Source organism: Streptomyces sp. NPDC048603, from assembly GCF_043199475.1.
Taxonomy (GTDB): domain Bacteria; phylum Actinomycetota; class Actinomycetes; order Streptomycetales; family Streptomycetaceae; genus Streptomyces.
This window is the reverse complement of record NZ_JBICVY010000009.1, coordinates 308,732-335,647: the sequence shown is the minus strand read 5'-3', so window position 1 is coordinate 335,647 and position 26,916 is coordinate 308,732. Positions and strand designations below refer to the sequence as shown.

The 26,916-nt window shown below is 77.0% G+C and carries 9 protein-coding genes and 1 pseudogene; 6 read left to right on the top strand and 4 right to left on the bottom strand.

Going from position 1 to position 26,916, the window contains the following annotated elements:
- The first annotated feature begins 150 nt into the window (after positions 1-150).
- The 5 genes from ACGFQ9_RS24170 (at position 151) to ACGFQ9_RS24150 (ending at position 21,328) form a co-directional block, all read left to right on the top strand.
- Entirely contained in the window at positions 151-8,295 is an 8,145-nt protein-coding gene (locus ACGFQ9_RS24170) for an amino acid adenylation domain-containing protein (protein ID WP_393576414.1), read from the top strand.
- Positions 8,292-19,172 carry an amino acid adenylation domain-containing protein gene (locus tag ACGFQ9_RS24165; protein WP_393576413.1) on the top strand — a complete coding sequence of 3,627 codons (10,881 nt, stop codon included), beginning with the start codon at positions 8,292-8,294 and terminating at the stop codon, positions 19,170-19,172. Before ACGFQ9_RS24170 ends, ACGFQ9_RS24165 begins: the two co-directional genes overlap by 4 nt.
- A gap of 155 nt (positions 19,173-19,327) precedes the next feature.
- Entirely contained in the window at positions 19,328-19,558 is a 231-nt protein-coding gene (locus ACGFQ9_RS24160; protein WP_393576411.1) for an MbtH family protein, read from the top strand.
- 91 nt (positions 19,559-19,649) lie between these two features.
- On the top strand, positions 19,650-20,957 hold the full coding sequence (locus tag ACGFQ9_RS24155; RefSeq protein ID WP_393576544.1) for an MFS transporter: 1,308 nt from the start codon (positions 19,650-19,652) through the stop codon (positions 20,955-20,957).
- Positions 20,958-21,124: 167 nt separating this feature from the next.
- Positions 21,125-21,328 carry a hypothetical protein gene (locus ACGFQ9_RS24150; protein ID WP_393576409.1) on the top strand — a complete coding sequence of 68 codons (204 nt, stop codon included), beginning with the start codon at positions 21,125-21,127 and terminating at the stop codon, positions 21,326-21,328.
- A 103-nt stretch (positions 21,329-21,431) separates the two neighbouring features.
- On the opposite strand, the gene ACGFQ9_RS24145 is transcribed toward ACGFQ9_RS24150, so the two are convergent.
- Together ACGFQ9_RS24145 and ACGFQ9_RS24140 are read right to left on the bottom strand one after the other, a co-directional pair.
- Positions 21,432-21,956 (bottom strand): hypothetical protein, encoded by a 525-nt coding sequence (locus tag ACGFQ9_RS24145; protein ID WP_393576407.1) that lies wholly within the window; start codon positions 21,954-21,956, stop codon positions 21,432-21,434.
- A gap of 245 nt (positions 21,957-22,201) precedes the next feature.
- On the bottom strand, positions 22,202-23,206 hold the full coding sequence (locus ACGFQ9_RS24140) for a LuxR C-terminal-related transcriptional regulator (protein WP_393576406.1): 1,005 nt from the start codon (positions 23,204-23,206) through the stop codon (positions 22,202-22,204).
- A gap of 170 nt (positions 23,207-23,376) precedes the next feature.
- Between ACGFQ9_RS24140 and ACGFQ9_RS24135 the strand changes: the two are divergent.
- A pseudogene (locus ACGFQ9_RS24135) lies at positions 23,377-23,610 on the top strand (response regulator transcription factor); the annotation flags it as partial.
- Positions 23,611-23,633: 23 nt separating this feature from the next.
- Here ACGFQ9_RS24135 and ACGFQ9_RS24130 read toward each other — a convergent pair.
- Together ACGFQ9_RS24130 and ACGFQ9_RS24125 are read right to left on the bottom strand one after the other, a co-directional pair.
- On the bottom strand, positions 23,634-24,935 hold the full coding sequence (locus tag ACGFQ9_RS24130) for an MFS transporter (protein ID WP_393576405.1): 1,302 nt from the start codon (positions 24,933-24,935) through the stop codon (positions 23,634-23,636).
- Between the two features lie 71 nt (positions 24,936-25,006).
- Complete coding sequence (locus tag ACGFQ9_RS24125; RefSeq protein WP_393576404.1) at positions 25,007-26,719, bottom strand: amino acid adenylation domain-containing protein; 1,713 nt, start codon at positions 26,717-26,719, stop codon at positions 25,007-25,009.
- Positions 26,720-26,916: the final 197 nt, after the last annotated feature.

The following is a 26,916-nucleotide window of genomic DNA, read 5'->3' as shown; positions in this document are numbered from 1 at the left end:
CGGGACCCGGGGTGCGGGACCTGGGGGTGAGGGGTGTCAAGAGGCGAAATGGTGTGACTTTCGCTGAGGTTCGGGGGCACGGAGAGTGGCGGTGGATCGTCGTGAACCGCCGCCGGGCGGGTCCATCCGAACGAGGAGACCGACCACCGCATGTCCACTCATGACCCCGGGGCGCTGTCCCTGCCGTTGACCTCGCCGCAGGCCGGTGTGTGGTTCGCCCAGCAGCTCGACCCCGGTCGTACCGACTACGCGATCGGCGAGTACCTGGAGATCCGCGGCCCGCTGGACGCCGCGGTGCTGGAGCAGGCGATCGGCCTGGTGCTCGCGGAGACCGAGACGCTCGGCATGCGGTTCGCCGAGGAGGGCGGCGAGGTCCGGCAGGGGCCCGCCGCCCGGCCGCCGTTCCGGCTGGAGACCGCCGACCTGCGGGGTCGTCCCGGCGGGCGGGCCGAGGCGGAGGAGTTGATGCGGGCGGCGCTGGGGCGGCCCATGGAACTGGCGTCCGGGGACGTCTGCCGTCATCTGCTGGTGCGGGTCGGGGCCGAGCGGCACCTGTGGATGCACGGCTACCACCACATCGTCGTCGACGCATACGGCGGTGCGCTGCTGGCCCGCCGTACCGCGGACGTGTACACCGCGCTCGCCACCGGTGTGCCGGTGCCCGCGCCGGTGGAGCCGGCCGCGCCGTGGGCGGAGATCGTGACCGAGGAGCGGGCGTACCGGGAGTCCGCGGAGTGTGCCCGGGACCGGGAGTTCTGGCAGGGGGTGCTGGACGCGGCGCCGGACCCGGTGGCGTTCACCGGGCGGCCGCCGGCCCGCCCGGCCGGGACGCCGCTGCGCTGCCGGGGCGACCTGGCGGCTCCGGACGCGCACCGGCTGCGGGCCCTGGCGCGTGCGCTGGGCACCCGGTGGTCGGCGGTGGTGGTGGCGGCCTCGGCGGCCTACCTGCACCGGGTCGGCGGCACCGAGGACGTGCTGCTGGGCCTGCCGGTGACCGGGCGGACCACGCCCGCGGCGCGGCGCACGCCCGGCATGTTCTCGAAGGTGCTGCCGCTGCGGCTCCGGGTGACCGGCGGCATGACGGTGGGCGAGCTGGTGCGCGGCGCCTCGGCGGCGATCCGGGACGTGCTGCGGCACCAGCGGTTCCGGGTGGAGGAGCTGTACGGGGACACGCCGCCGTGGAGCGCGTCGGTGAACGTGATGTCGCTGGACTACGTGCTGTCCTTCGCGGGTTCCGCGGCGACCGCCCACAACGTGGCGGTCGGGCCGGTGGAGTTCCTGTCGCTGAACGTCTACGACCGCGGCGGCGACACCCCCTTGACCGTGCAGGCGGAGGCGGACGCGGCGGACACCGGGGCGGCTGGTCTCGCCGCGCACCGGGACCGGTTCCTGGCCTTCCTCACCGCTCTGGCGGAGGCGGGGCCCGACACGGCGCTGGACTCCGTGGAGCTGCTGACCGGGACGGACCGGGCGCTGCTGGCCGGGTTCGCCGACGGCGGCAGCCGGGGCGGGGAGGGGGCGCTGCTGCACGGCCTGTTCGAGGAGCAGGCGCGGCGCACCCCCGATGCCACGGCCGTGGTGTGCGCCGGGGAGGAGGTGACGTACGCGGAGCTGGACGCCCTGGCGGGGGCCGTCGCGGACCGGCTGCGAGGCCGGGTCGCGGCCGGCGACCCGGTCGGGGTGTGCGTGTACCGCTCCCCCGCGATGGTGGCCGCGCTGCTGGGCGTCCTGAAGGCGGGCGGCTGTTACGTCCCGCTGGACCCGGGTCTGCCGGAGGCGCGCATCGCGCGGATGGCGGAGGACGCGGGGATCTCGGTGGCGGTCGCCGGGCCGGGGGCCGGCGACCGGCTGCCGGAGGGTGTGGTGACGGTGCCCGTGCCCGAGACCGAGACCGAGACCGAGACCGTGCCCGACCCGGTGAGCGTGCCCGTGCCCGTGGCCGTGGCCGTCGGCATCGGTGGCGGGTCTCCCTCCGGCGCAGGCGGCACGCGGCTGCCCGCGGCGGCCCCGGCGTACCTGCTGTTCACCTCGGGCAGCACGGGCCGGCCGAAGGGCGTGCTCGTCCCGCACGCCGCCGCGGCCGACTTCGTGCTCGGGCACCTGGCGTGCGCCGGGATACCCGGTCCGGGTGCCGGTGCCGGGGAGCGTTTCCTGGGCTTCGCGGCGCTGTCCTTCGACGTGTCGGTGCTGGACGTGTTCGGCCCGCTGGCCGCGGGCGGGACGCTGGTGCTGGCCACCGAGGAGGAGCGGCTGGACGTGGACCGGCTGCAGGCGCTGCTGGCCGGGCAGCGGGTGACGGTGGCCGACCTGCCTCCGGCGCTGCTGCCGCTGCTGGATCCGGCACCGCTGGCGGGCCTGCGGTTCCTGTCGACGGGCGGCGAGGCGCCGTCGGGCGACGCGCTGGACCGCTGGGCGGCGCCGGGGCGGGAGGTGTGGAACGCCTACGGCCCGACCGAGGCCGCGGTGTCGGTGACGATGCACCGCTGTACTGCGCCGTCCGGGGGCCGGGTGCCGCCGATCGGCCGGCCGATGCCGAACCACCGCGCGTACGTGGTGGACGCCCGGCTGCGGCTGCTGCCGCCGGGTGCGGCCGGTGAGCTGTGCGTGGCGGGCGCCGGTCTGGCGCACGGGTACGCGGGCCGCCCGGGGACCACCGCGGAGGTGTTCACGGCCGACCCGTACGGCGGGGTGCCGGGCGGCCGGATGTACCGGACCGGGGACCTGGTGCGCTGGACGGAGGACGGCGAGCTGGAGTTCCTCGGCCGGATCGACCGCCAGGTGAAGGTGAACGGGCACCGGATCGAGCCCGGTGAGATCGAGGCCGTGCTCGCGGCGCATCCGGGGGTCGGCCAGGCGGCGGTCGTGGTGGACGGCGGAAGCGGTGCGGGTGCCGGGAGCGGTGCGGGTGCCGGGAGCGGTACGGGTACCGGGAGCGGTACGGGTACCGGGAGCGGTACGGGTACCGGGAGCGGTACGGGTGGCGCCGGGCGCAGGCTCGTCGCGTTCGTCGCGCCGGCGCCGGGCGTACCGGCGCCCGGGCCCGCGGAGCTCGCCGCACACCTGGGCGGATCGCTGCCCCGGTACATGGTGCCGCAGGTGTTCGTACCGGTGGAGCGGCTGCCGCTGACGCCGGGCGGGAAGGTGGACCGGCGTGCGCTGGTGGTGCCCGCCCCGGCGGCGGGCGGGCCGGGCCGGGAGGTGCGGGAGCCGGGCAGCCCGGCGGAGCGGACGCTGTGCGCCCTGTTCGACGAGGTGCTCGGACAGCCGGCGGGGCCCGACGACGGCTTCTTCGAGCTGGGCGGTGACAGCATCGCCGCGCTGTCGCTGGTGAGCCGGGCCCGTGCGCGGGGTCTGCGGTTCGCTCTGCGCGACGTGTTCGCGGCCCGTACGCCGGCGGGGCTGGCGTCGGCGGCCGTACAGGACGGTCCGGGCGCGGAGGCGGCGGCCGGCGGCCCGGTGGCGGAGACCGGCCCGCTGCCGGCCACGCCCGTGATGCGGTGGCTGCTGGACGGCCCGGGGCCGATCGGCCGGTTCAGCCAGTCGATGGTGCTGACCCTGCCCGACGGCATCGACGACGCCGGGCTGGTGCGGGTGCTCCAGGAGGTCCTGGACCGTCATCCGGCGCTGCGGATGCGGGTGGTGCCCGGTCCGGACGGGCGCCCGGAGTGCGAACTGCCCGCACCGGGGGCGGTGGACGCCGCCGGTGTGCTGGTGAGGATCGGGATCGCGGACGGTGCGGACGATGCGGAAGGTGCGGAAGGGATCGACGCGACCGCCGCCCGGGCCGCCGCGGAGCTCGACCCGGCCGCCGGGGTGATGGTGCGCGCGGTGCGGTACGAGGGGCCGGACGGCGCCGGGCGGCTGCTCCTGGTGGTGCACCACCTCGCCGTGGACGGGGTGTCCTGGCGGATCCTCGCCGAGGACCTGGCCGCCGTGTGGGACGCCGTCGCCGCCGGGCGGACGGCCGCGCCGGCGCCCGCGGGTACGCCGCTGCGCGCGTGGACCGCGTACCTCGGCGGGCTGGCCCGCACCCCGGAGGCCGTCGCCGAACTGCCGTACTGGCGGCAGACCCTGGCCCCGGTCGCGAGCGGCCCGGACGCTCCGGAGCCGGCGCCGGCGGACGCCGGGGAGGCCCACCCGGCGGACACCGCCCCGTGGGACCGGGTGACCGACCCGGGCCGGGACCTCGTCGCCGGGAACGACACCCTCAGGCTGTCGCTGCCGGCCGGGGTGACCGGGCCGCTGCTCACCGGCCTGCCCGCGGCCCTGCGCACCGGGCCCGCGGAGGTCCTGCTGGCCGGTCTGGTGCTCGCCGCGCACGCCGTCCGCGGACGGGTGGACTGCGCGGGCGTCGCCGACTCCCTGCTGCTGGACCTGGAGGGGCACGGCCGGGCCGACGGGTCCGGCGCCCACGACCTGGCGCGCACGGTGGGCTGGTTCACCACGCAGTACCCGGTCCGCCTCGACCTGCGGGGCCTCGATCCGGCCGCGGCGCGGGCCGGGGACACGGCCGCGCTCGCCGACCTCGTCGAGCGGGTCCACGTGGCACTGGCCGCGGTGCCGGGCGACGGCACGGGCTTCGGCCTGCTGTCCCGGCTGAACCCGGCGACCGCGCGGGAGCTGGAGCCGCTGCCCAGGCCGCGGGTGCTGTTCAACTACCTCGGCCGGTTCGACGGGACCGGGACGGCCGCGTGGGGTCCCGCCCCGGAGGCGGGCGGGCTGCGCGCGGACGCCGATCCCTCGATGCCGGTGGAACACGCCCTGCAGATCGACGCGATGGCCGTGGCCGGATCCGGGGGCACCGCCTTCGAAGCGGTGCTGACCTGGCCGTCGGCGCTGGTGGGCCGGGCCGAGGCGGAGGCGTTCGGCGCGGCCTGGGCGGAGGCGCTGCGGCTGCTGGCCGCTGCGGCCGCCGTCCTCCCCGCGGAGGCCGCTGCCGGCGGGGACGGGCGTCCCGCTCCGCGCGACGTGCCGCTGGTCCGGGTGACCGGGCGGGACCTCGACGGCCTGGCCGGACGCTACCCGCACCTGGCGGACGTACTGCCGCTGTCGCCCCTGCAGGAGGGCCTGTTCTTCCACGCCGCGTACGCCGCCCACGACGCGGGCGGCCTCGACGCCTACACCGGGCAGATCGTGCTCACCCTGAGCGGCCCGCTGGACGCCGGACGGCTGCGCGCCTCCTGCGCCCGGCTGCTGGACCGGCACGCGGGGCTGCGCGCGGCGTTCACCGACCGCGGCACCGGGCGGCCGGTGCAGGTGGTGTCCGCCCGGCTGGAACTGCCGTGGGAGGAGACGGACCTGTGCGGTGTCCCCGCGGCGGACCGCGAGGCCGCCTGGCAGGCCCTGCTGGCCGGGGACCGGGCGCGCCCCTTCGACCTGGAACGGCCGCCGCTGGTGCGGTTCACCCTGGTGCGTACCGGTGACTCCGAGCACCGCCTGGTGGTGACGAACCATCACATCCTGTGGGACGGCTGGTCCTCGGCGGTGATCCTGCGCGAGCTCCTCACCGGGTACCGGGAGCCGGCGGCCGAGCCGCCCGCGGCGCCCGCGTACGCGGAGTTCCCCGGCTGGCTCGCCCGGCAGGACCGGCAGGCCTCCGCGGAGGCGTGGGCGACGGCCCTGGACGGACTGGCCGAGCCCACCCTGCTCGGTGCCGCCGACCCGCACCGGATGGCGGAGCTGCCCGAGCGGATCACGGTGGAGCTCTCCGAGGAGCTGACCGGACGGCTCACGGCCGGCGCCCGGGCCGCCGGGATCACCCTCAACAGCGTGGTCCAGGGCCTCTGGGCGGTCCTGCTCGGGCGGCTCACGGGCCGGGAGGACGTCGTGTTCGGCGGCACCGTGTCGGGCCGCGACGCGGCCTTCGACGGTGTCGGCGAACTGGTCGGCCTGCTCATCAACACGCTGCCGGTACGGTTCCGGGTCCGCGAGGACGAGGGGCTGGCCGCCGCACTGGTCCGGTTCCAGGAGGAGCAGGCGCGGCTGCTGGACCACCGGCACGCCTCCCTGGGCCAGATCCAGGGCGCGGCCGGGCTGGGCACGCTCTTCGACACCGCGGTGGTGGTGGAGAACTACCCGCTGGACCTGGAGGGGATGCGGGACCTGGCCGGCGAGGTCCGGCTGACCGCCGTCGACGCCTGCGACGCCACGCACTACACCGCGAACCTGGTGGTGCTGCCCGGGGAGCGGCTGCGGCTGCACCTGGACCACCGCCCCGACGCGCTGGACGCACGGGCGGCGCTCAGCGTGGCCGAGGGGCTGGAGCGGCTCCTGACGGCGTTCGCCGAGGACCCGGAGCTGCCGGCCGGCGCCGTCGACCTGCTGTCGGACGGGCAGCACCGGCTGGTCGAGGAGTGGAACGCCACCGCCGTGCCGGTGCCGGCGACCACGCTGTCCGCGCTGTTCGCGGAGCAGGCCGCCCGTACGCCGCACGCCCTGGCGACGGTGTCCGGCTCCGAACGCCTCGACTACGCGGAACTGGACGCGCGGGCGGAGGCCCTGGCCCGGGTGCTGCGGGCGTACGGCGCGCGGCCGGAGACGGTGGTGGCGGTGGCCCTGCACCGGTCGACGGAGATGGTGGTGGCGCTGCTCGCAGTGCTCAAGGCGGGGGCGGCCTACCTGCCGGTGGACCCGTCCCTGCCGGAGGGCCGGGTGGCGTACCTGCTGGAGGACGCGCGCCCGGTGCTGCTGATCGCCACCGACGAGGTGGCGGCCGGACTGCCCGCGGCGGCGGACGGTCCCCCGCGGGTCCGCCCGGACGGGACGGCGGACCGGGAGGCGGAGACGGACCCGGACGCTGCCTCGGCGGGGCTGCCGGACGCCGGGGGCCCGTTGCCCTCGCACCCGGCGTACGTCATCTACACCTCGGGGTCGACGGGCCGTCCCAAGGCGGTGGTGGTGGAGCACGCGGCGATCGTCAACCGGCTCCTGTGGATGCAGGACCGCTACCGGCTCGCGGCGGACGACCGGGTGCTGCAGAAGACCCCGTTCGGGTTCGACGTGTCGGTGTGGGAGTTCTTCTGGCCGCTGCTGGCCGGTGCCGCGATCGTCGTGGCCGCGCCCGGCGGGCACCGGGATCCGGCCTACCTGGCCCGCCTGATCCGGGAGGAGTCCGTCACCACCGTCCACTTCGTGCCGTCCATGCTGGCCGAGTTCGTCCAGGAGCCGGCCGCCGCCGGATGCCGGAGCCTGCGCCGGGTGGTGTGCAGCGGCGAGGCCCTCGGCGAATCCCTGAAGAACCGTTTCCTGGACGTCCTGGACGTGCCGCTGCACAACCTGTACGGGCCGACCGAGGCGGCCGTGGACGTCACGCACTGGGACTGCCGGCGCGCGGACTCCGGCCCGGTGCCGATCGGGCGGCCGATCTGGAACACCGCCCTGCACGTGCTGGACGCCGCCGGACGGCAGGTCCCGCTCGGCTTCCCCGGCGAGCTGTACCTGGCGGGTGCCGGCCTGGCCCGCGGCTATCTGCGCCGGCCGGCACTGACCGCCGAGCGCTTCCCGGCCTCCCCGTACGGTCCGCCGGGCAGCCGGATGTACCGGACGGGGGACATCGCCCGCCGCCGCGCGGACGGGGCGGTGGAGTACCTCGGCCGCACCGACGACCAGGTCAAGATCCACGGGTTCCGCATCGAGCTCGGCGAGGTCGAGGCGGCGCTGTCCCGGACCGCCGGGGCGGCCCGCGCCGCGGTCGTCGTACGCGAGGACCGGCCGGGTGAGAAGAGGCTCGTCGGGTACCTCGTCCCGGAGCCGGGGGCGGCCGCGCCCGTCCCGGAGTCGGTCCGGGCCGAACTGGCCCGCACCCTGCCGGAGTACATGGTGCCGGTGGTGGTCCTGGTGGACGCGCTGCCGGTGACCGCGAACGGCAAGCTGGACCGGGCGGCGCTGCCCGCCCCGGACGGTCCGGACGGCGCTTCCGGCGGCGGTGCGCCGGGCGGCGGCGCGGGTGAGCCGCCCGAGGGCGAGACGGAGGAACTCGTCGCCGCGGTGTGGCGGTCGGTGCTCGGCGTGGACCGGGTGGGACGCCACGACGACTTCTTCGCCCTGGGCGGGCATTCGATCAGCGCCACCCGGGTGGCCGCGCGGCTGCGCCAGTCCCTCTTCCTCGAACTCCCCCTGCACACCCTCTTCGAGCACCGCACCGTCGCCGGCCTGGCCGGGGCCGTCGAAGCCGCGCTGCTCGCCGAACTGACGGACCCGGACCCGCACGGGCCCGCGGAATCCGCCGCCCTCCTCGTCCCCGCCGCCGCCCCCGCACCGGGTGGCGCCCTCGCCCCTCAGGGAGACCTCCAGTGACCCTCCAGGACAACCGGCCGGTGGCCGCGGGCCGCCCCGACGCGCGCGAACTGCTGCGCCGGCGGGTGCGGGCCGCACTCGCCGGGACCACCGCCGCGGACGGCGGCACCGCCGCCGGCACCGCTCCCGCCGCATACCCCGCCGCATCCCCGGCTGCATCCCCCGCTGCAGCCCTCGCCGAGGCCGAACCCGTCGCCTCGTTCGCCCAGGAGCGGATGTGGCTGGCCGACCGGATGGCCGACGGCGACTCCGGGTACGCGGTCCCCCAGGTGGTCCGGCTGCGCGGCCCGCTGGACCCGGCGCCGCTGCGCGCCGCGCTGACCGCCGTCGTCGGCCGGCACAGTCCGCTGCGGACGGTGTTCCGGGAGCAGGACGGGCGGCCCCGCCCCGAGGTGCTGCCCGCCCCGGCCGCGGTGCCGGTGCCGCTGCTCGACCTGGGCGCGGGCGAGCCCGCCGACCTGGAACGGCGGGCCCTGGACCTGCTGCGCGAGGAGGCCCGCCGCCCGTTCGACCTGGCCGCCGGCCCGCTCCTGCGCGCCCTGCTGGTGCGGACCGCCCCCGAGGAACACCTGCTGCTGCTGGTGGTCCACCACATCGCGACCGACGGCTGGTCGATGGGACTGCTCTGGGAGGAGCTCGCGGCGAACTGGGCGGCGCTCGCCGCCGGCCGGCCGCTGCCGGAACGCCCCCCGCTGCCCCTGGACTACCGGGCGTACGCCCGCGAGCAGCGGGACCGCTTCGAGCGGGGCGCGCTGGACGCCGGTATGGGCTACTGGACCGAGCGGCTGGCCGGGCTCGAGCCCCTCGAACTGCCCGCCGACCGGCCCCGGCCCGCCCGCCGCAGCGGGGCCGGCGCCTCCCTCGGCTTCACCCTCGACGCCGGGCTCACCGCCGGCCTGCGCCGGCTCGCCGAAGGCGAGGGCGTCACCCTCTTCACGGCCCTGCTGGCCGGTTTCCAGGCCGCCCTGGCGCGTTTCTCGGGCCGCACCGACATCGCCGTCGGCACTCCGGTCGCCGGCCGTGACCGGGTGGAACTGGAGCCGCTCGTCGGGCTGTTCGTGAACACCCTGGTGCTGCGCACCGACCTGTCGGGCGCGCCCGGCTTCCGGGAACTGCTCGGCCGGGCCCGCCGGGTCGTCCTCGACGCGTACGACCACCAGGAGGTGCCCTTCGACCGGATCGTGGAGCGGCTCGCCCCGGAGCGTGCCGGGGGCGGCAGTCCCCTGGTCCGGGTGATGTTCGCCTCGGCCCGGGACGAGACGGCGGGCCTGCGGCTGCCGGGGACCGTCGCGGAACCCGTCGACCTCGACTTCGGCGGGTCCCTGTTCGACCTGAACGTGTTCGTCACCGAGGGCGCCGAGCGGTGCACCGGCACCCTCGTCCTCGACACCGACCTGTTCGACCCGGCCAGCGGCGAACGCCTCCTCGGGCACTGGCTGGAACTGCTCGGCGCGGCCGTACGGGATCCGGAGGCGCCGTACGCCGAGCTGCTGCCCGCGCCCGCCACGGCGGCCCGCCTGGTCGCCTCCGGGCACGGCGCTCCCCGGCCGGGCCTGGCCCCCGCGACCGTCACCGGCCTGTTCGCCGAGCAGGTGCGCCGGTCCCCCGGCGCGACCGCCGTGGTCTGCGGGGACCGGCGGATCGGCTACGCCGAGCTGGACGCCCGGTCCGCGGCGCTCGCCGCCCGGCTGACGGCCGCGGGTGTGGGCCGCGAGACCGCGGTGGCCCTGATGACGGAGCGCTCGGAGCACGTCCCGGTGGCCCTGCTGGCGATCCTGCGGGCGGGCGGCCACTACGTACCGCTGAACCCGGAGTTCCCGGCCGAGCGGCTGCGCTGGATGCTCGCCGACACCGGGGCGCGCCTGGTGCTGGCCGACCCGGCGTGCGCGGGCCACGAGGCGCTGCGCGGGGGGTCCGTGCCCGTGCTCGGGCTCCTGGACGGGGACGGGGACGGGGACGGGGAGGCCGGGGTGTCCGCACCGCCCCCGTCCGCCGAGGCGGAGGCAGACGCCGACGCCGACACGGGCGCCATCGCCGTCGCCGACCCCGGCGCCATCGCCGACCCCGGCGTCCGGCCGGACGGGCTGGCGTACGTGATGTACACCTCCGGTTCCACGGGCACCCCGAAGGGCATCGGGATCACCCACGCCAACGTGGCGGCCCTCGCCCGGGACACCGCCTTCGGGGCCGGTCACCACCGGGTGCTGGCGCACTCGCCGCTGGCTTTCGACGCCTCCACGTACGAGCTGTGGGTGCCGCTGCTGTCGGGGGGCACCGTGGTCGTGGCCCCGCCCGGACGGACCGGCACGGACACCCTGGCCGCCCTGGTCCGCGAGCACCGGATCAGCGCGCTGTTCCTCACCGCCGCCCTGTTCAACCTGGTGGTCGAGGAGTGCGTCGGGCTGCTGACGGAGGTGCGGGAGGTGTGGACGGGCGGCGAGGCCGCCTCCCCCGAGGCGTTCCGCCGGGCCCTGGACGCCGCGCCCGGCACCGCGCTGACCAATGTGTACGGGCCCACCGAGACCACCGCGTTCGCGCTGTTCCACCGGCTCGACCCGCGGGCCGGGGACGCCGTGGCGCCCGGTGACGGAAGGGTGCCGATCGGCCGTCCGCTGGACGACACCCGCCTGTACGTGCTGGACGAGCGGGGGCTGCCGGTGCCCGAGGGCGCCGTCGGTGAACTGTGCGTCGGCGGCACCGGGGTGGCCCGCGGCTACCTGGGCCGGCCGGCCCTGACCGCCGAGCGGTTCGCGGTGGACCCCTACGGTCCGCCGGGCGCCCGTATGTACCGGACCGGCGACCTGGCCCGGCGGCGGCCGGACGGCACCGTGGACTACCTGGGCCGCGCCGACCAGCAGGTGAAGATCCGCGGCTTCCGGATCGAGCCGGGCGAGATCGAGGCGGAGCTGCTGCGGCTGCCCGGCGTGGGCGGGGCGGTGGTCGTGGTCCGGGAGGACGCTCCCGGCGAGCGCGAACTCGTCGCGTACGCCGTCCCGGCGGCCGGTCAGGTGCTGGAGGAGGACGCCCTGCAGGCCGCGCTGGCGGCCCGGCTGCCCGCGTACATGCTGCCGTCCGCGGTGGTGGTGCTGCCGGAGCTGCCGGTGACCCCGAACGGGAAGGTGGACCGGCGGGCGCTGCCCGCGCCGGCCGCGTCCCGTGCGGCCGGCGAGGAGTTCGCGGAGCCGGCGACCTCGTCGGAGCGGCTCGCGGCGGAGGTGTGGTCCGAGGTGCTCGGCGGCGTACGGCCGGGCCGGCGCGACGGGTTCTTCGCGCTGGGCGGGCATTCGCTGAGGGCGACCCGGGCGGTGTCCCGGATCGGGGCCCGGCTGGGCGTGCCGGTGCCGGTGCGGCTGCTGTTCGAGCACCCGGTGCTGGCGGAGTTCGCTGCGGAACTGGACGCGCTGCGGGAGGCGGCCGGCACCGGCGGGACCGGCCCGGACGGCGTGGGGACGGTCCCGGCGCGGCCCGCGGGGGCCCTCGCCCCGCTGTCGTACGCGCAGCGCGGACTGTGGTTCCTGGACCGGCTGCGTCCCGGCCGGGCCGACTACAACATCCCCCTCGCCGTACGGCTGCACGGCCCGCTGGACGTGCGGGCACTGACCGGGGCGCTGGGGACGGTGGTGGCCCGGCACGAGCTGCTGCGGTCCCGGATCGCCGAGCCGGAGCCGGCGGACGGCCCCGGCGCGAGCGGGGGTGCGGCCGGGGGGCCGGTGCTGGTGGTCGAGCCGCCCGAGGTGTTCGCGACCGCCGTGACGGACCTGCGGGACCTGCCCGTGGCCGAGGCCCGGGAGCGGGCGGCGGAGCTGGCCGGCACAGATGCCGCCGAACCGTTCGTGCTGGCCGCCGCGCCGCTGCTGCGGTCCCGGCTGGTGCGCGTCGCCGAGGAGGAGCACCTGCTGGTGCTGGTGCTGCACCACACGGTGGGCGACGGCTGGTCGATGCCGGTGCTGTGGGGCGAGTTCGCCTCCGCGTACGCGGCGCTGCGCGACGGCGGACTGCCCGCGCTGCCGGCCCTGCCCGTGCAGTACGGGGACTATGCGCACTGGCAGCGCGACCGTCCCGAGGACGTGGTCCGGGCGGGTCTCGCGCACTGGCGGGACGCGCTGGCCGGGCTGCCTGCGCTGGAGCTGCCGGGCGACCGGCCGCGGCCGGCGGAGCCCTCGGGCGCGGGCGGCGGCGTCACCTTCGAGGTGCCGGGCCCGCTCGCCGAGCGGCTCGCCGGACTGGCCCGGGGCCGCGGGGCCACCCCGTTCATGGTGCTGCTGGCCGCGTTCCAGGCCCTGCTGGGCCGGTACACGGGGCAGGAGGACTTCGCGGTCGGCTCGCCCGTCGCGGGGCGCGACCGGCCCGAACTGGAGCCGCTGATCGGGCTCTTCGTGAACACCCTGGTGCTGCGTGCCGACCTGTCCGGCGACCCGTCGTTCGAGGAGCTCCTGGGCCGGGTGCGGCGGACCGCGCTGGCCGCCTACGAGCACGCGGACACGCCGTTCGACCGGCTGGTGGAGGAGCTGCGCCCGGACCGGGAGGCGGGCCGCAACCCGCTGTTCGACGTGCTGTTCCAGCTGCACCCGGAGCAGCCGGCCGCGCTGGAACTGGACGGGCTGCGCGCGGAGTCGCTGGACGCGGCCAGTGAGGGCTCCAAGTTCGACCTGAGCCTGGCCATGACGGAGCACCCGGGCGGGTTCACGGGCGCCCTCACCTACGCCTCGGACCTGTTCGACCGGGACACCGCCGAGCGGTTGTGCGCGCACTACCTGCGGCTGCTGGATTCGGCCGCCGGGGCCCCGGACACGCGGTTGTCCCGGCTGGAGGTGCTGTCGGCGGCGGAGCTCGCCGCGCTCACCGGCGGCGGCACGGACACCGGGACGGACACCGGGACGTCCGCCGGGACGTCCGCCGTGTCCGAGGCGACCACCGGTGCCGGTGCGACCCTGCACGGTCTGGTCGAGGCGCGGGCCCGGCTGCGTCCGGAGGCGCCCGCCGTGACCTGCGGCGGCCACACCCTCGACTACGGATCGCTGGACGCGGCCGCCAACCGGCTCGCCCGCCGGCTGCGGACCGCGGGTGCCCGGACCGGCAGCCCGGTGGCGGTGATGGCCGGCCGGGACACCGGGGCCGTCGTCGCCGTGCTGGCCGTGCTGAAGGCGGGCGGGGTGTACGTGCCGGTGGACCCGGCGCACCCGGAGGAGCGGATCGCCGCCGTCCTCGCGGACAGCGGGGCCCACCTGGTGGTGACCTCCGGCCTGCCGGACGGACCGCCGCGCGGGCTGCCCGCCGGGGCCGTGGTGGTCGACACCGACGCGGAACGGGAGCGCCTCGCGGCGCTCGACGGCTCCCCGCTGCCGGCCGCGGCCGGGCCCGGGGACCTGGCGTACGTGCTGTACACCTCGGGTTCCACCGGCCGTCCCAAGGGCGTCGCGGTCCCGCACGGGGCGATCACCGGCTACCTCGCGGCGCTCACCGCGGAGTTCGGCATCGGTCCGGAGGACAGCGTGCTGGCCCGTACGCCGCTCACCTTCGACCCGTCGGTGCGCGACCTGTTCGCGCCGCTGGGCACCGGCGGCCGGGTGGTCCTCGCGACCGTGGAGGAGGCCGGTGATCCGGAGGCCCTGGCGCGGCTGCTGCACGCCGAGCGGGTCACCGCCCTGCTGTCGGTGGTGCCCTCGGTGCTGGAACCGCTGGTCGCCGCCGTGCCCGGTCCGTCCGCGGACCTGCGGCTGGTGATGACGACCGGCGAGGAGCTGACGGCCCGTCTGGCGAGCGCGGCCCGGGAGCTGGGGGTCGCCGGGCGGTTCCGGCTGGTCAACCAGTACGGGCCGACCGAGTGCACCAACACCACCACGGCGCACGTGGTGGGTGCCGCGGACGTGGCCCGGGGCCGGATATCCATCGGCCGGCCGCTGCCCGGGGCGCGCGTGCTGGTCCTCGGGCCGCGGCTGGAGCCGCTGCCGCGCGGCGCGGTCGGCGAGCTGTTCATCGCCGGGCGCGGCGTGGCCCGCGGCTACCTCGGGGACCCGGGGCGGACCGCGGAGGCGTTCCTGCCCGACCCGTTCGGGCCGCCGGGCAGCCGGATGTACCGCACCGGGGACCTGGCGCGGCTGCGCGCCGACGGCGTGGTGGAGTTCCACGGCCGGCGCGACAACCAGGTCAAGGTGCGCGGGCACCGGATCGAGCTGGGCGAGGTCGAGGCGGCGGTCCTGCGGCACCCCGGGGTGGCGCGGGCGGCCGTGGCCGCGCACGGGGAGGGCGACGGGCGGCGGCTCGCCGCGTACGTGGTCTGGGGGCCGGGCGGCGGCGACGCGGCCGGGGTCCTGGACGCCGTACGCGCCGTGCTGCCGGCGGCGATGGTGCCGTCCACGGTGACGGTGCTGGAGGCGATGCCGCTGACGCCGAACGGCAAGACGGACCGGCGCGCGCTGCCGGCACCGGCGGCCGGGGACTCCCGCCGGCCGTACGTCGCACCGGCCGGGCGGACCGAGCGGGCCGTGGCGGAGGTCTGGTCCGAGGTGCTCGGCGACGAGGACGGCCCGGTGGGCATGCTCGACCACTTCTTCGAGCGCGGCGGGCACTCGCTGCGCGCCACCCGGGTGGTGTCCCGGCTGCGGACCGTGCTGGGGCTGGACGTTCCGGTGCGGCTGCTGTTCCGTCACCCGGTCGCCGGGGAGTTCTCGCGGGCGCTCGCCGGGCTCACCCCGGACGCGGAGGCGGAGGCCGGGATCCCGGTGCGGCCGGCGGGCCCCGCACCGCTGTCGTCCGGACAGCAGCGGCTGTGGCTGCTGGACCGGCTGCGGCCGGGGCAGGCGGAGTACAACGTGCCGGGCGCCGTGCTGCTGCGCGGCCCGCTGGACGTGCCGGCGGCGCTGGCCGCGCTGGGCGACGTCGTGGCGCGGCACGAGCCGCTGCGTTCGCGGGTCGCGGATGCAGGGACGGCGGACGGAACGGCGGCGGACGGAACGGCGGACGCAGCGGCGGACGCAGCCGCGGCGGACCGCGGTCCGGAAGGGACCCGCATGGTGGCCGGACCGGCCGGGGTGTTCCGGCCGGTGTTCACCGACCTGTCCGGGACCGGCGCCGGTGCGGCGCGGGTGCGCGCCCGGGAACTGGCGGCGGCGGACGCCGCCGAGCCGTTCGACCTGACGGCGGCCCCGCTGCTGCGGGCCCGGCTGGTACGGATCGCCCCCGAGGAGCACCTGCTCGTGGTGGTGGCCCATCACATCGCTTTCGACGGCTGGTCGGAGGGGGTGTTCCGGCGGGACTTCTTCGCCGCGTACACCGCGCGCACGGCGGCCGGCGGGCCGCCGGCCGGACCGGTGCTGCCGGAACCGGCCGTGTCCTACGGCGACTTCGCCGCCTGGCAGCGGGAGCGGCTGGCGGGCCCGGCCGGGGAGGCACAGCTCGCCTACTGGCGGGACCGCCTGGCGGGTGTCACCCCGGTGGACCTGCCCACCGACCGGCCGCGGCCCGCGGTCCCGTCCGGGCGCGGGGCGCAGCACTCCTTCGTGCTGCCCGCGCCGCTGCTGAGGGGACTCCGCGCGCTGGGGCACAGCGGCGACGCGACCCTGTTCATGGTGCTGCTGGCCGGTGTCCAGGTGCTGCTGTCCCGCTGGTCGGGGAGCACCGACGTGACCGTGGGCTCACCGGTCGCCGGCCGCGACCGCACGGAACTGGAGCCGCTCGTCGGGTTCTTCGTGAACAACCTGGTGCTGCGCGGGGACCTGTCGGACGATCCGGGGTTCGCCGGGCTGCTCGCCCGGGCCCGGAGCACCGCCCTGGACGCGTACGCGCACCAGGACGTGCCCTTCGACCGGGTGGTGGAGGCGGTGTCACCGGAACGCGACCTGGGCCGCAATCCGCTGTTCCAGGTGATGCTCGTGGTCAACGAGGCGGCGGACGGGGCGGTCGCGGCCCCGCCGGGGCTGACCGCCGAGCCGGTGCCGCTGCCGAGCGGTGCGTCGAAGTTCGACCTGTCGCTGTACTTCGCGGAGGTGGACGGTGCGCTGCACGGCGAGGCCGTGTTCGCCTCCGATCTGTTCGACCCGTCCACGGTCGCCCGGATGGCCGAGGCCCTGGTCACGCTGCTCGGTGCGGCCGTCGCGGCTCCGGACACCCCGGTGGGGGCGCTGCCGCTGATGCCGGAGGGCGCGAAGCGGGAGCTCTCGGCCGGCAGGGACGACACCGCCCGCGAGGTGCCCGGCGCACCCCTGCACGTCCTCGTCGGCCGGCAGGCCGCCCGTACGCCGGGCGCGGTCGCCACGGACGACGGCGCCCGCCACCTGACGTACGCCGCGCTGTGGGAGCACTCCGGGCGGCTGGCCTCGGAGCTGGTGGCGCTGGGCGCGGGTCCGGAGACGCCGGTCGCGGTCGTCGCGGACCGCTCGGCGCTGCTGCCGGCGGCGCTGCTGGGGGTGCTGCGCAGCGGCGCCCAGTACGTGCCGGTCGATCCGGAGTACCCGGCCGACCGCGTGGGGCTGATGCTGGCGGACAGCGGGGCGCGGATCGCGGTGGTGTCGGGGCCGGCGGCCGGGCTGCCGGAACTGCCGGCGGAGGTGGCCGTCGTGGACCTGGACGCGCTGTGCGCGCCGGACGGGTCGTACGAGCGGGACGGGCGGGACGGGCGGGATGTGCCGGACGGCCGTCCGGATCCGGTGGTGGCCGGGGAGCATCCCGCGTACACGCTGTACACCTCGGGCTCGACCGGCCGTCCCAAGGGGGTGGTGGTGCCGCACCGGGCCCTGGCCAACTTCGCGCACGACATGGCGGAGCGGCTGTCGCTGAGCGGTCTGGACACGGTCGCCGCCGTCACCACGGCCTCGTTCGACATCGCGGTGCTGGAGCTGCTGGTGCCGCTCGTGTGCGGCGCCACCGTACGGGTCGTGGCCCGGGAGGACGCCCGGGACGGCACGCTGCTCGCCAAGGAGCTCGACGGGTCCGGGGTGACGGTCGTCCAGGCCACGCCGGCCACCTGGCACCTGCTGATGGAGGCGGGCTGGCAGGCGCCGCGGGTCCGGGCGCTGTGCGGCGGCGAGGCGCTGCCGCCGGCCCTGGCCGCGCGGATGCGTTCGGCGCTCGGCACGGTGTGGAACGTCTACGGTCCGACGGAGACCACGGTGTGGTCGACGGCGCACCGGCTGTCGCCGGCGGATCCGGCGGGGCCGGTCCCCATCGGCGGGCCGCTGGCGAACACCACGCTGCACGTGCTGGACGGCCGGATGCGGCCGGTGCCGACCGGGGTGTTCGGCGAGCTGTTCATCGGCGGCGCCGGTGTCGCCCGCGGCTACCACGGGCGCCCCTCGCTGACCGCCGAGCGGTTCCTGCCCGACCCGTTCGGGTCCGGCGGGCGGCTCTACCGCACCGGGGACCTGGTGCGGCGGCAGGCCGGCGGCGGGCTGGAGTACCGGGGCAGGGCCGACGGCCAGGTGAAGGTGCGCGGGCACCGCATCGAACTCGGTGAGGTCGAGGCGGCCCTGGCCGCCCACCCGGACGTGGCGGCGGCCGCGGCGGCCGTGCACGGCACGGGCGTGGACGCGGTCCTCGCCGGCTACGTGGTGTGGCGTACGGGCGACGGCGACCCGGCTGCGGTGCGGGACCGGCTCCTCGCGGAGCTCCCGGCCGCCATGGTCCCGGGCACGGTGACGGCCCTGGAGCGGCTGCCGCTCACCCCGAACGGGAAGCTGGACCGGCGGGCCCTGCCCGCCCCGGCGCCCGGCGCCGCTGCCGGGGCGGGGGCCGTGGCCCCGCGCACCGCGGTGGAGCTGCGGATGGCCCGGCTCTGGGAGGAGGTCCTGGACACGGCCCCGGTCGGGGTCCGGGACGACTTCTTCGCGCTGGGCGGCCACTCGCTGAGGGCGTTCGCGCTGATGGGCGCCGTACGGCGGGAGTTCGGGGTGGAGCTGCCGCTGAACCTGGTGTTCCGGCGGCCCACCGTGGAACTGCTGTGCGCGGCGCTGCCGGAGGCCGCCGCGGCCTCCGGGCGGCTGCTGGTGCCGCTCGCCGACGGCGACCGGGACCGGCCGCCGCTGGTGCTGGTGCACCCGCGGGGCGGCGATGTGGTCTGCTACCGGGACCTCGTCCGGGCGCTGGGCGCCGGGCCCGCCGCCGGACGGCGGGTGTGGGGTCTGGAGGCCGTCGGCTGCAACACCGCGGAGGCTCCTCTGGAGGACGTCGGCGCCATGGCGGAGCGCTACCTGGCGGAACTGCGGGCGGAACAGCCGCACGGCCCGTACCTGCTGGCCGGCTGGTCGTTCGGCGGCACGGTCGCCTTCGAGATGGCGGCCAGGCTGGAGGCGGCCGGGGAACGCGTCGCGTACCTCGGGCTGGTCGACACGGCCGCGCCGGGAGCGTCGGCCCGGGCCGACGCCGCCGCGGAGGACGGGGACGCGCTGGTGCGGCTCGCGCTCGCCGCGCGGGGCGGTCCGGTCGCGGAGGCCGGGGCGGCGGAGGCCCGGGCGGCGGAGGCCGGGGCAGCCGAGGCCGACGCTCCGGAGGCCGACGAGGAGGCGCTGTTCGAGGCGCTGTTCGAGGCGCTGGTACGGCGCGGGCGGTCGGACGGCACGCTGCCGCGCGAGGCCGCGGCCGAGGCGCTGCGCCGGATGCTCGGGGTGGCCCGGGCCAACGGGGCCGCGGCGGCCGGGTACCGCACGACGGCGGTGGTCGACGCCCCGCTGTACCTGTACACGGTGGCCGAACGGCACGCGGAGCTGGCCACACCGCTGGTCGACCCGGAGCCGTGGCACGGGCGTACGTCGAGCGGGCTGCGCCACGCGGTCGTGGCCGGCAACCACCACACGGTGGTCGACGGGCCGCACGGGGCGGGGCTCGCCTCGCTCCTGGGCGCCGACCTCGACCGGGCCCTGTCCGGCGGGCCGGCGGCCGGCTGACCTGCTGAGCAGCCGGCCTGTGGGGAGGGGGCCGGGCCCGGCCCCCTCCCCACTCCCCCGACCACACAGCACGAACCACGAACCACACAGCACGAACCACGAACCGCGAACCGCGAACCGCGAACCGCGAACCGCGAACCACCGAGGAGAACCCCATGGACCTTGTCACCGCCACGACTTCCCCCGCCCCCGCGACCGTTCTGGAGCCGGCCCCCGCGCCCCGCTTCCTGGTCGTCGCCAACGCCGAGGAGCAGTTCTCGCTGTGGGAGGCGGACCGGCCCGTGCCGGCCGGCTGGTACCCGCAGGGCGCACCGGCCTCCCGTGAGGAGTGCCTGGCGCACATCGAGCGCGTCTGGACCGACATGCGTCCGCTGAGCCTTCGCTGACCGCTGCCGCCCCCGCGCCGTGGACCGGCCGCCGCTCCGGCGGCGGCGGTCCGCGGCGCCTTCGGAAGGATGGGAGAGACCCTTGGGATCCGTGTCCCCGCCCGCGTCGCCCCGGCGGGCCACCGCCCTGGTGACCCTGGTCGCCGTGTCGGCGATCTGCTCGGCCGGTGTCGCCATGACCCTGATCGCACTGCCCTGGTTCGTCCTGCACACCACGGGCAGCGGCACCCGCACCGGCCTGGTGGCCGCCGCCGAACTGGTGGGCCTCCTCTGCTCGTCGGTGTCCGCCGGGCCGCTGCTGGACCGGCTGCCCCCGCGGGCGGTCAGTGTCGGCGCCGACGCGCTGACGGCCGCGGCACTCGGCCTGGTGCCGCTGCTGCACTCCGCGGGAGTCCTGGGCCTGCCTCTGCTGGCCCTGCTGGCCTTCGTCACCGGGGCGGCGCGCGGCCCCGCGGACACCGGCAAGCAGCTGCTGCTGCCCGCCGCGATGGAGCGGGCGGGCGTGGGCCCGGAGCGGGCCACCGGAGCGGTCGAGGCCGCCCGGCGGATCGGCATGATGGCCGGCGCCCCGCTCGCCGGGGTGTCCGTGGCCGCGGTGGGTGCGGTGCCGACGCTGCTGCTGGACACCGCCGCCGTACTGCTGGGGGCGGTGCTGGTGGCCCTGCTGGTGCCCGCGGTACGGCCGGCCCCGGAGGCCCGCGAGGCCCGCGAGCCCTACCTGCGGGAGCTCGCCGCCGGGCTGCGCTGGCTGCGCGGCGATCGGCTGGTGCGGGCGGTGACCGGCGTCCTGCTGGTGACGAACGCCCTGGACGGCGCCCTGAACGGGGTGCTCTACCCGGCGTACGGCGCGCGGGTGCTGGGCAGCGGTCCGCTGCTCGGTGCGATGGTGACCGCGATGGGCGCGGGCGCCCTGGCCGGTGCCGCGCTGTACGGGTGGGCGGGGCCGCGGCTGCCCGCACGGCTGCTGTTCACCGGATCGTTCGTGCTGCTCGGTGCCGTGCGGTGCGCGACGCTGGCGGCGGAGCCGCCGCCCGCCGTGCTGCTCGTCCTGCTGGCGCTGTCGGGCGTAGGTTCCGGGATCGTGGCGCCGCTGATGATGTCGGTGGCCTACCGGCGGGTGCCCGAGGAGCTGCGGGGGCGGGTGTTCGGCCTGCTGACGGCCTGTGCCCTGGCGGCGACACCGCTCGGGATGGTCGGCGGCGGACTCGCCCTGGACCACTTCGGACTGACCGGGACCCTGCTGGCGACCGGTGCGGTGTACCTGGTGGTGACCTCGGCGCCGCTGGTGTTCCGGGTGTGGCGCGGTCTGGACGCGCCGGAGTTCGGCGCCGATCAGCCGCCGCGCGTCCCCGGGAGCACCGCCACCCCCTCCGACAGCGGCCGTTCCGTGCTGGTTTGACCGTTGTGCACCCCCCTCACTTTAGCGCCAGGCAACTTGCTGAGCGCCGGGACGGGTCGAAGTGGGGCCGGGTGCACGGCAGGGTTGTGACCGCAGACAACGACCGGCGCGGCGGGCCCACAAGGCCCGCCGCGTCTTCCGAACCACCACCGACCCTGGGGGAAGCCATGACCAAGCTCTCCGCACTCGCCCTGGCCTTCGCGGCCGCCGCTCTGGCCGCGCTCGGCGCCCTGGGCGCCGCCGGATCCGGCGGCGCGAGCACCCTGGCCGACGACGAGGCGCCGCGCCCGCGCGTGGTCCTGCCGACCACGCACACCACCACCGGCGGAAGCGGACACAGCGGCCCGAAGGACACCTCCTGGGGCGGCTGAGCCCCCGTGCCGGCCGCCCCACGGGCACGGCGGCCGGCACCCTTCGTTCCCCGACGCCGGGGCGGCATCCGCAGTACGGGACGCCGCCCCGGCGTCGCGCCGTTCAGCGGACGGCGAGGCGCAGCAGCAGGACCGCGTCCTCGTGGGCGGCGTCGTGGGCCGCGTCGTGGGCCGCGTCGCCGAGCGGTGCGGGACGCCGGGCCCAGCCGTCGGGTACGTACAGCACCTCGCCGGCCCGGAGCCGGTAGCAGAAGCGCCGGACGCCCCCGGTGCCCGGCCCGGTCAGCGTCCAGGCCCTGGAACCGCGGAGCTGGTAGACCAGCAGGTGCCCGCCCTCGCGGGCCGCCGGCCCCTCGCATCCGGTCACCGCCAGGCCGGTGAGCCGGGCGAGCTGACGGGCCAGCAGCGGGATCCCGTCCGGGCCGGCCGTGACGGCCGGGTGGTCGTGTTCGGGCCAGAGCACGCCCGGGACCCGGCCGTAGTGCACGGCGAGGAACAGGGCGAGTTCGCGGCCGTGGGCCTGCCCGTCCGGGGACCGGGCCGCCCGCCCCGCCCCGGCTTTCTCCGGCGGCCGCGGGCCGCCGTCCTTCAGGTCCCGCGCCACTGGGTCGAGTGCCGGCCAGTCCATGGATTGCCCCCGTACGCAGAAGTGCCCGCCGCCCGTGCTCGGGCACGGACGGCGGGACCGGGACGGCCGTCTCCCGCCCCCGTCAGCGCAGCATCACCCACGGGGCGGGGCGGGCGGAAGACACGTGAACTCGGGACCGGGAACCCGGGACAAAGGACACAGGACACAGGACGCAGGACACGGGACACGGGGCGGTCCCCGGCGGCGCGGCCCCGGGGTCGGCCCGGCAGCACGGTCCCCGCGGATCAGACTCCGGCGTGCCCGTCCGGGGCGGCATCGGTGTCGAGCAGGCCGCGGGCGGCGGCGGCCACGCCCGCCTGGAAGCGGCTGCCGGCGCCGAGTTCCTCCATGATGTCGGCGATGTGCCGGCGCGCGGTGCGCAGTGACATGCCCAGGCGGCGGGCGATGGCCTCGTCCTTCAGGCCGGCGGCCAGCAGCCGGATGATGGTCTCGTGGATCTCGCGGGCCACTTCCGCCAGGTCCTGGCCGGCGGCGCCGCTGAAGGGGGTGGCGCGGTCCCAGGTCTGCTCGAAGATGTCGACCAGGTAGGCCACCGTCGAGGGCTCCCTGATGACCACGGCGCCCCAGCTCCCGTCCTGCACCGGTATGAAGGCCAGTTCGCGGTCGAACACGATGATCCGGCCGAAGAGTTCGTGTGCCGTGCGGTATTCGGCGCCGAGCGCCGAGGCGGCCATCGCGTAGGCCTGGCTGGGCCCGTTGAAGCGGGCGGTGTGGTGGTAGAGGCAGCGCATGGATATGCCGCGGCGGAGCATGACCTCGTCCCGGCGGATGGCCTCCTGCATGGCCGCCGGATAGCGGCTGCCGCCGCCGGGCTGGCTGCTGAGCACCTCGGAAGTGCAGTTCTCCGAGGCCTTGTTGAGGGCGCTGCGTACGTCCTCGACGTGCTGGAGGACCTCCAGGGCCTCGCCGGTGGACCGGCGGCTCAGGTAGTGCGGGACGAATCTGTCGAGTTCCTCGCGGATGCGGCCGATCTGCCGGCGGTGGTCGCGGATGCGCTCTTCGAGCGGTGCGGCGCGCCGGGCGGCGGCGGTCTCGGGTGCCACGGCGAAGGCGATGGTCGGATCGGCGGGGCTGAGGTGCAGCAACTGGGCGGCGAGGAGCCGCTCCACGCTGTCCGCTGCCTCCTGGGGCTGGATTCCCGTTCCGGCCGCTACCGCGTCCGGAACGACCGTCCGGTGTTCGAGGACCCATCCGTAGACATCGACGTCCACGTCCTGCAGATCAGACACCACTTTTGCCCCATTTTGCACTTTTTCGCCCCGGGTCGCCTTGCTGCCAGGCACTTTGGTGAGGTGCCCGCCCCCTGGCCACAGCATACGCAGCACGAAAGTCTGAACGAGGCGCGTTCGAACGGCATGTCGCCGCGCCCCAGCATCCACCGACCCGACCGGAGCCAGCGATGTACGACACCGACCTGACCGACACCTTCCCGGCCGCCGGACTCCCGTCCGCCGCACTCCCGGTCGAGCCCGCCGCCCGCCTCACCCCTCGCGAGGAGGAGGTGCTCGCGCACCTCGCGCAGGGCGACACGTACCGGATGATCGCCTACCGTCTGGGGCTCAGTCCGCACACCGTGGACACCTATCTGCGGCGGCTCCGGAGCAAGACGGGGGCGGTCAACCGGACCCAGCTCACCCATGTGGCCTTCCGGCTCGGCTACGGCCCCTCGGCCGCCGAGGTGTTCGTGCCGAACTCTCGCATCCGCCGCAGCGGCGAGCACAGCAGCACCAGCGGCGCCGCGGACAGCCCGGCGGCCAGGATCCACAGGGCGCCGCGCACCCCGTACAGCTGACCCAGAGCGCCCGCGAGCAGACCGCTCAGCGGCAGTACGCCCCAGACCAGGAAGCGCATGGTGGCCGTCATACGGCCCAGCAGCCGCGGCGGGCACACGCTCTGACGGTAGGTCACCTGGCAGATGTTGTAGACGGTCACGCCGGCCGACTGGACGAGCGTGCCGAGCACGAACAGACCGAGCAGCCGGCCCCCGTCGGCGAGCGGCAGGAGCAGCCCGAACGGCATCGTCACCAGGAGCGAGAGCCAGGTCAGGCGGGCCTCGCCGACCGCCCTGGACAGCTTCTCCGTGCACAGGGCCGCCACCAGCGAGCCGACGGTGCCGGCCGTGAGCACCCAGCCGATGGCGGCCGGGGGCAGTCCGGCGGTCCGGGTCAGGAAGAGGACCTCCAGGGCGCCGATGCCGCTGAGGAAGAGGTTGACGGACGCGGTTCCCAGGGCGAGCACGCGCAGGACGCGGTGGCCCAGGACGAAGCGGAGGCCCTCGCGTATCTCCTTGAGGAGGCCGGGGCGTCCGGCCCCGGCGGGCCCGGCGTCCCCTCGCTCGGACGGGTCCTGCTCCGGGGTCCGGATCCGGCCCAGCAGCAGCGCCGACGCCAGCGAGGTGAGGGCCTGCCCAGCCAGCGTGCCGGCCGCGCCGACCAGCTGCACCAGGAAGCCGGCGATGCCCGGTCCGGCGAACTCGGCCGTGGAACGGACCGTCTCCAGGCGGGAGTTGCCGGTCACCAGGCCGGATCCGCCGACCAGCGACGGCAGGTAGCTCTGGTCGGCGACGTCCCCGAAGAGCCGCGCGCAGCCCAGGAGCAGGGCCACCGCGTAGAGCAGCGGCATCGAATGCAGGTCGAGCAGCCAGGCCAGCGGCAGCGAGGCCAGCAGCACGGACCGGGCCAGGTCCGCCGTGATCATCACGGTGCGGCGGCGCATCCGGTCCACCCAGGCCCCCGCCGGCAGTCCGAGCAGCAGGAAGGCGGCCTGTTCCGCGGCGGCGAGCAGGCCCGCCTCCCACGCGGAGGCGTGCAGGGTGAGGACCGCCATCAGCGGCAGGGCGACGTAGGTGATGCTGTTGCCCAGCTCGTTGCAGACGTGCGAGGCCATGAAGAGCCTGAAGTCACGGCTGCGCCGGCGCTGTCCGGCGTCGGGCGTGGTCTCCGGTGCGGTGGTGGGCACGGGGGTGTCCTTGTCTGGATTCGGGACGGGATCCGGGTCGCGGATACCGGTTCGGGGCCGGACCGCCGGGTTCAGGCGGTGCGGTCCGCGGCGGGCACGGAGGCCGGGGCGGGCACGGAGGCCGGGGCGGGCACGGAGGCCGGGGCGGGAAGGGCGCGGGCGTCGAGCTTGCCGCCCGGGGTACGCGGCAGCTCCGCCATGATCACCACATCGGCGGGCACCAGGTAGGACGGAATCCGGCCAAGCAGCGACCTGCGCAGCTCCGGCCCGTCCGCGGGACCGGCCCCGGGCGCGAGCACCACCCAGGCGGCCAGCCGCGGTTCACCGGTCCCCCGCAGGGCCCGCACCACCGCGTCCGCGACGCCCGGATGGGCGGCGACGGCCGCCTCCGCCTCGCGCAGCTCCACCCGGTGGCCGCGGATCTTGACCTGGTCGTCGGTGCGGCCGAGGAAGCCGAGGGTTCCGTCGGCCTCACGCCGCACCCGGTCGCCCGTGCGGTACATCCGCTCGCCGGGATCCGCCGCGAAGGGGTCGGCGACGAAGCGCTCCGCCGTGGGGGCCGGCCGGCCGTGGTAGCCGCGGGCCAGGCACGCACCCGCCAGGTACAGCTCGCCGGCGGCGCCCGCCGGGACCTCGCGCAGTTCCCCGTCCAGTACGTACGCGCGGACGCCGGGCAGCGGGACGCCGAGCGGGATCAGACCGCCCCCGTCCGGCCCGGAGCTTCCCGTCGGGCGGGGCTCGTAGGAGGTGGCGGTGATGGTGGACTCGGTGAGGCCGTAGCAGCTGACGGTCCGCGGGCCGCCCGCGGCCCGCCAGCGGTCCAGGTCCGCCGTGCGGCCGGCGTCGCTGCCGATGACCACCAGCCGCAGCGCTTCGGGCAGCGGGCGCGGCCGGCGGACCAGGTCGGCGGTCCACTGCGCCCAGTACGGGGTGGGCAGGTTGACCACGGTGACCTCCCGTGCGGCCAGTACGGCCTCCAGCTCGCCGGGGGCCAGGACGTTGTCCGCGAGGAACACTGCGGTGCCACCGGCGCACCAGGTGGGCACCGACTCCTCCAGGGCCACGTCGAAGGCGGGCGCCGCGAACTGCAGCACCCGGTCGGCGGCGGTCAGCGCGTACCGGCCGGCCAGCGCGCGGGCCTGCCGGGCGAGCCCGGCGTGGCCCACCGCGACCGGCTTCGGGGCGCCGGTGGAACCGGAGGTGAACAGGACGTAGGCCAGCCCCCCGCCGGCCGTCCCGCCGGGCACCGTCCCGGGCGGTGCCTCGGCGGCACGGGCGGCCGCGAACCCGTCGGCTCCCGGTGCCGGTTCGGTACGGGCCCACAGCAGCGGGGCGCCGCAGCGCTCGTGGAGGCGGGCGGCGTCGGCGTGGCCGGTGGTGACGGCGTAGCGGGTGCCGGAGGCGGCGGTCAGGGACCGCAGCCGCTCGTCCGGGGCGTCGAGGTCGACGAGGAGCAGGGCGGCACCGGCGTACCAGATGCCGAGCACGGCGACGGCCCACGCGGTGTCCCGGCGCACGCCCACCAGCACGGTGTCCTCCGGGCCCGCGCCCGCCGCCCGGAGTTCCGCGGCCACCGTACGGGCCCTCCGGTCGAGTTCCCGGTAGGTGAGGTCCCCGCCGGGCGCCCTTACGGCGACGGCGTCCGGGGTACGGGCGGCCTGCCGGGCGATGAGCAGCGGCACGGGCTCGCCGCCTGCCGGCCACGGCGGTTCGGCCGGGGGCCGGAGCGTGGCGCCAGGGGCGTGCGGTGCGGGGGCGTTGGCCTGGGCGGGGACGGGTGTCACGGAGGTTCTCCTGGTGGTAGGGGCGGGGCCCGGCCCTGGCACGGCTCCGGAGCCGGGGCGGGGCGGGGCGGGGCGGGGCGGACGGACACGCTGCGCGGCCGGTGCGGGCCGGTGTGCCGTGTGCCCACCCGTGCCGCCCTGCGGCACGACTGCCCACACGGCCGCGTAGACCGGCCGCCACGCCCACACGGCGGCGG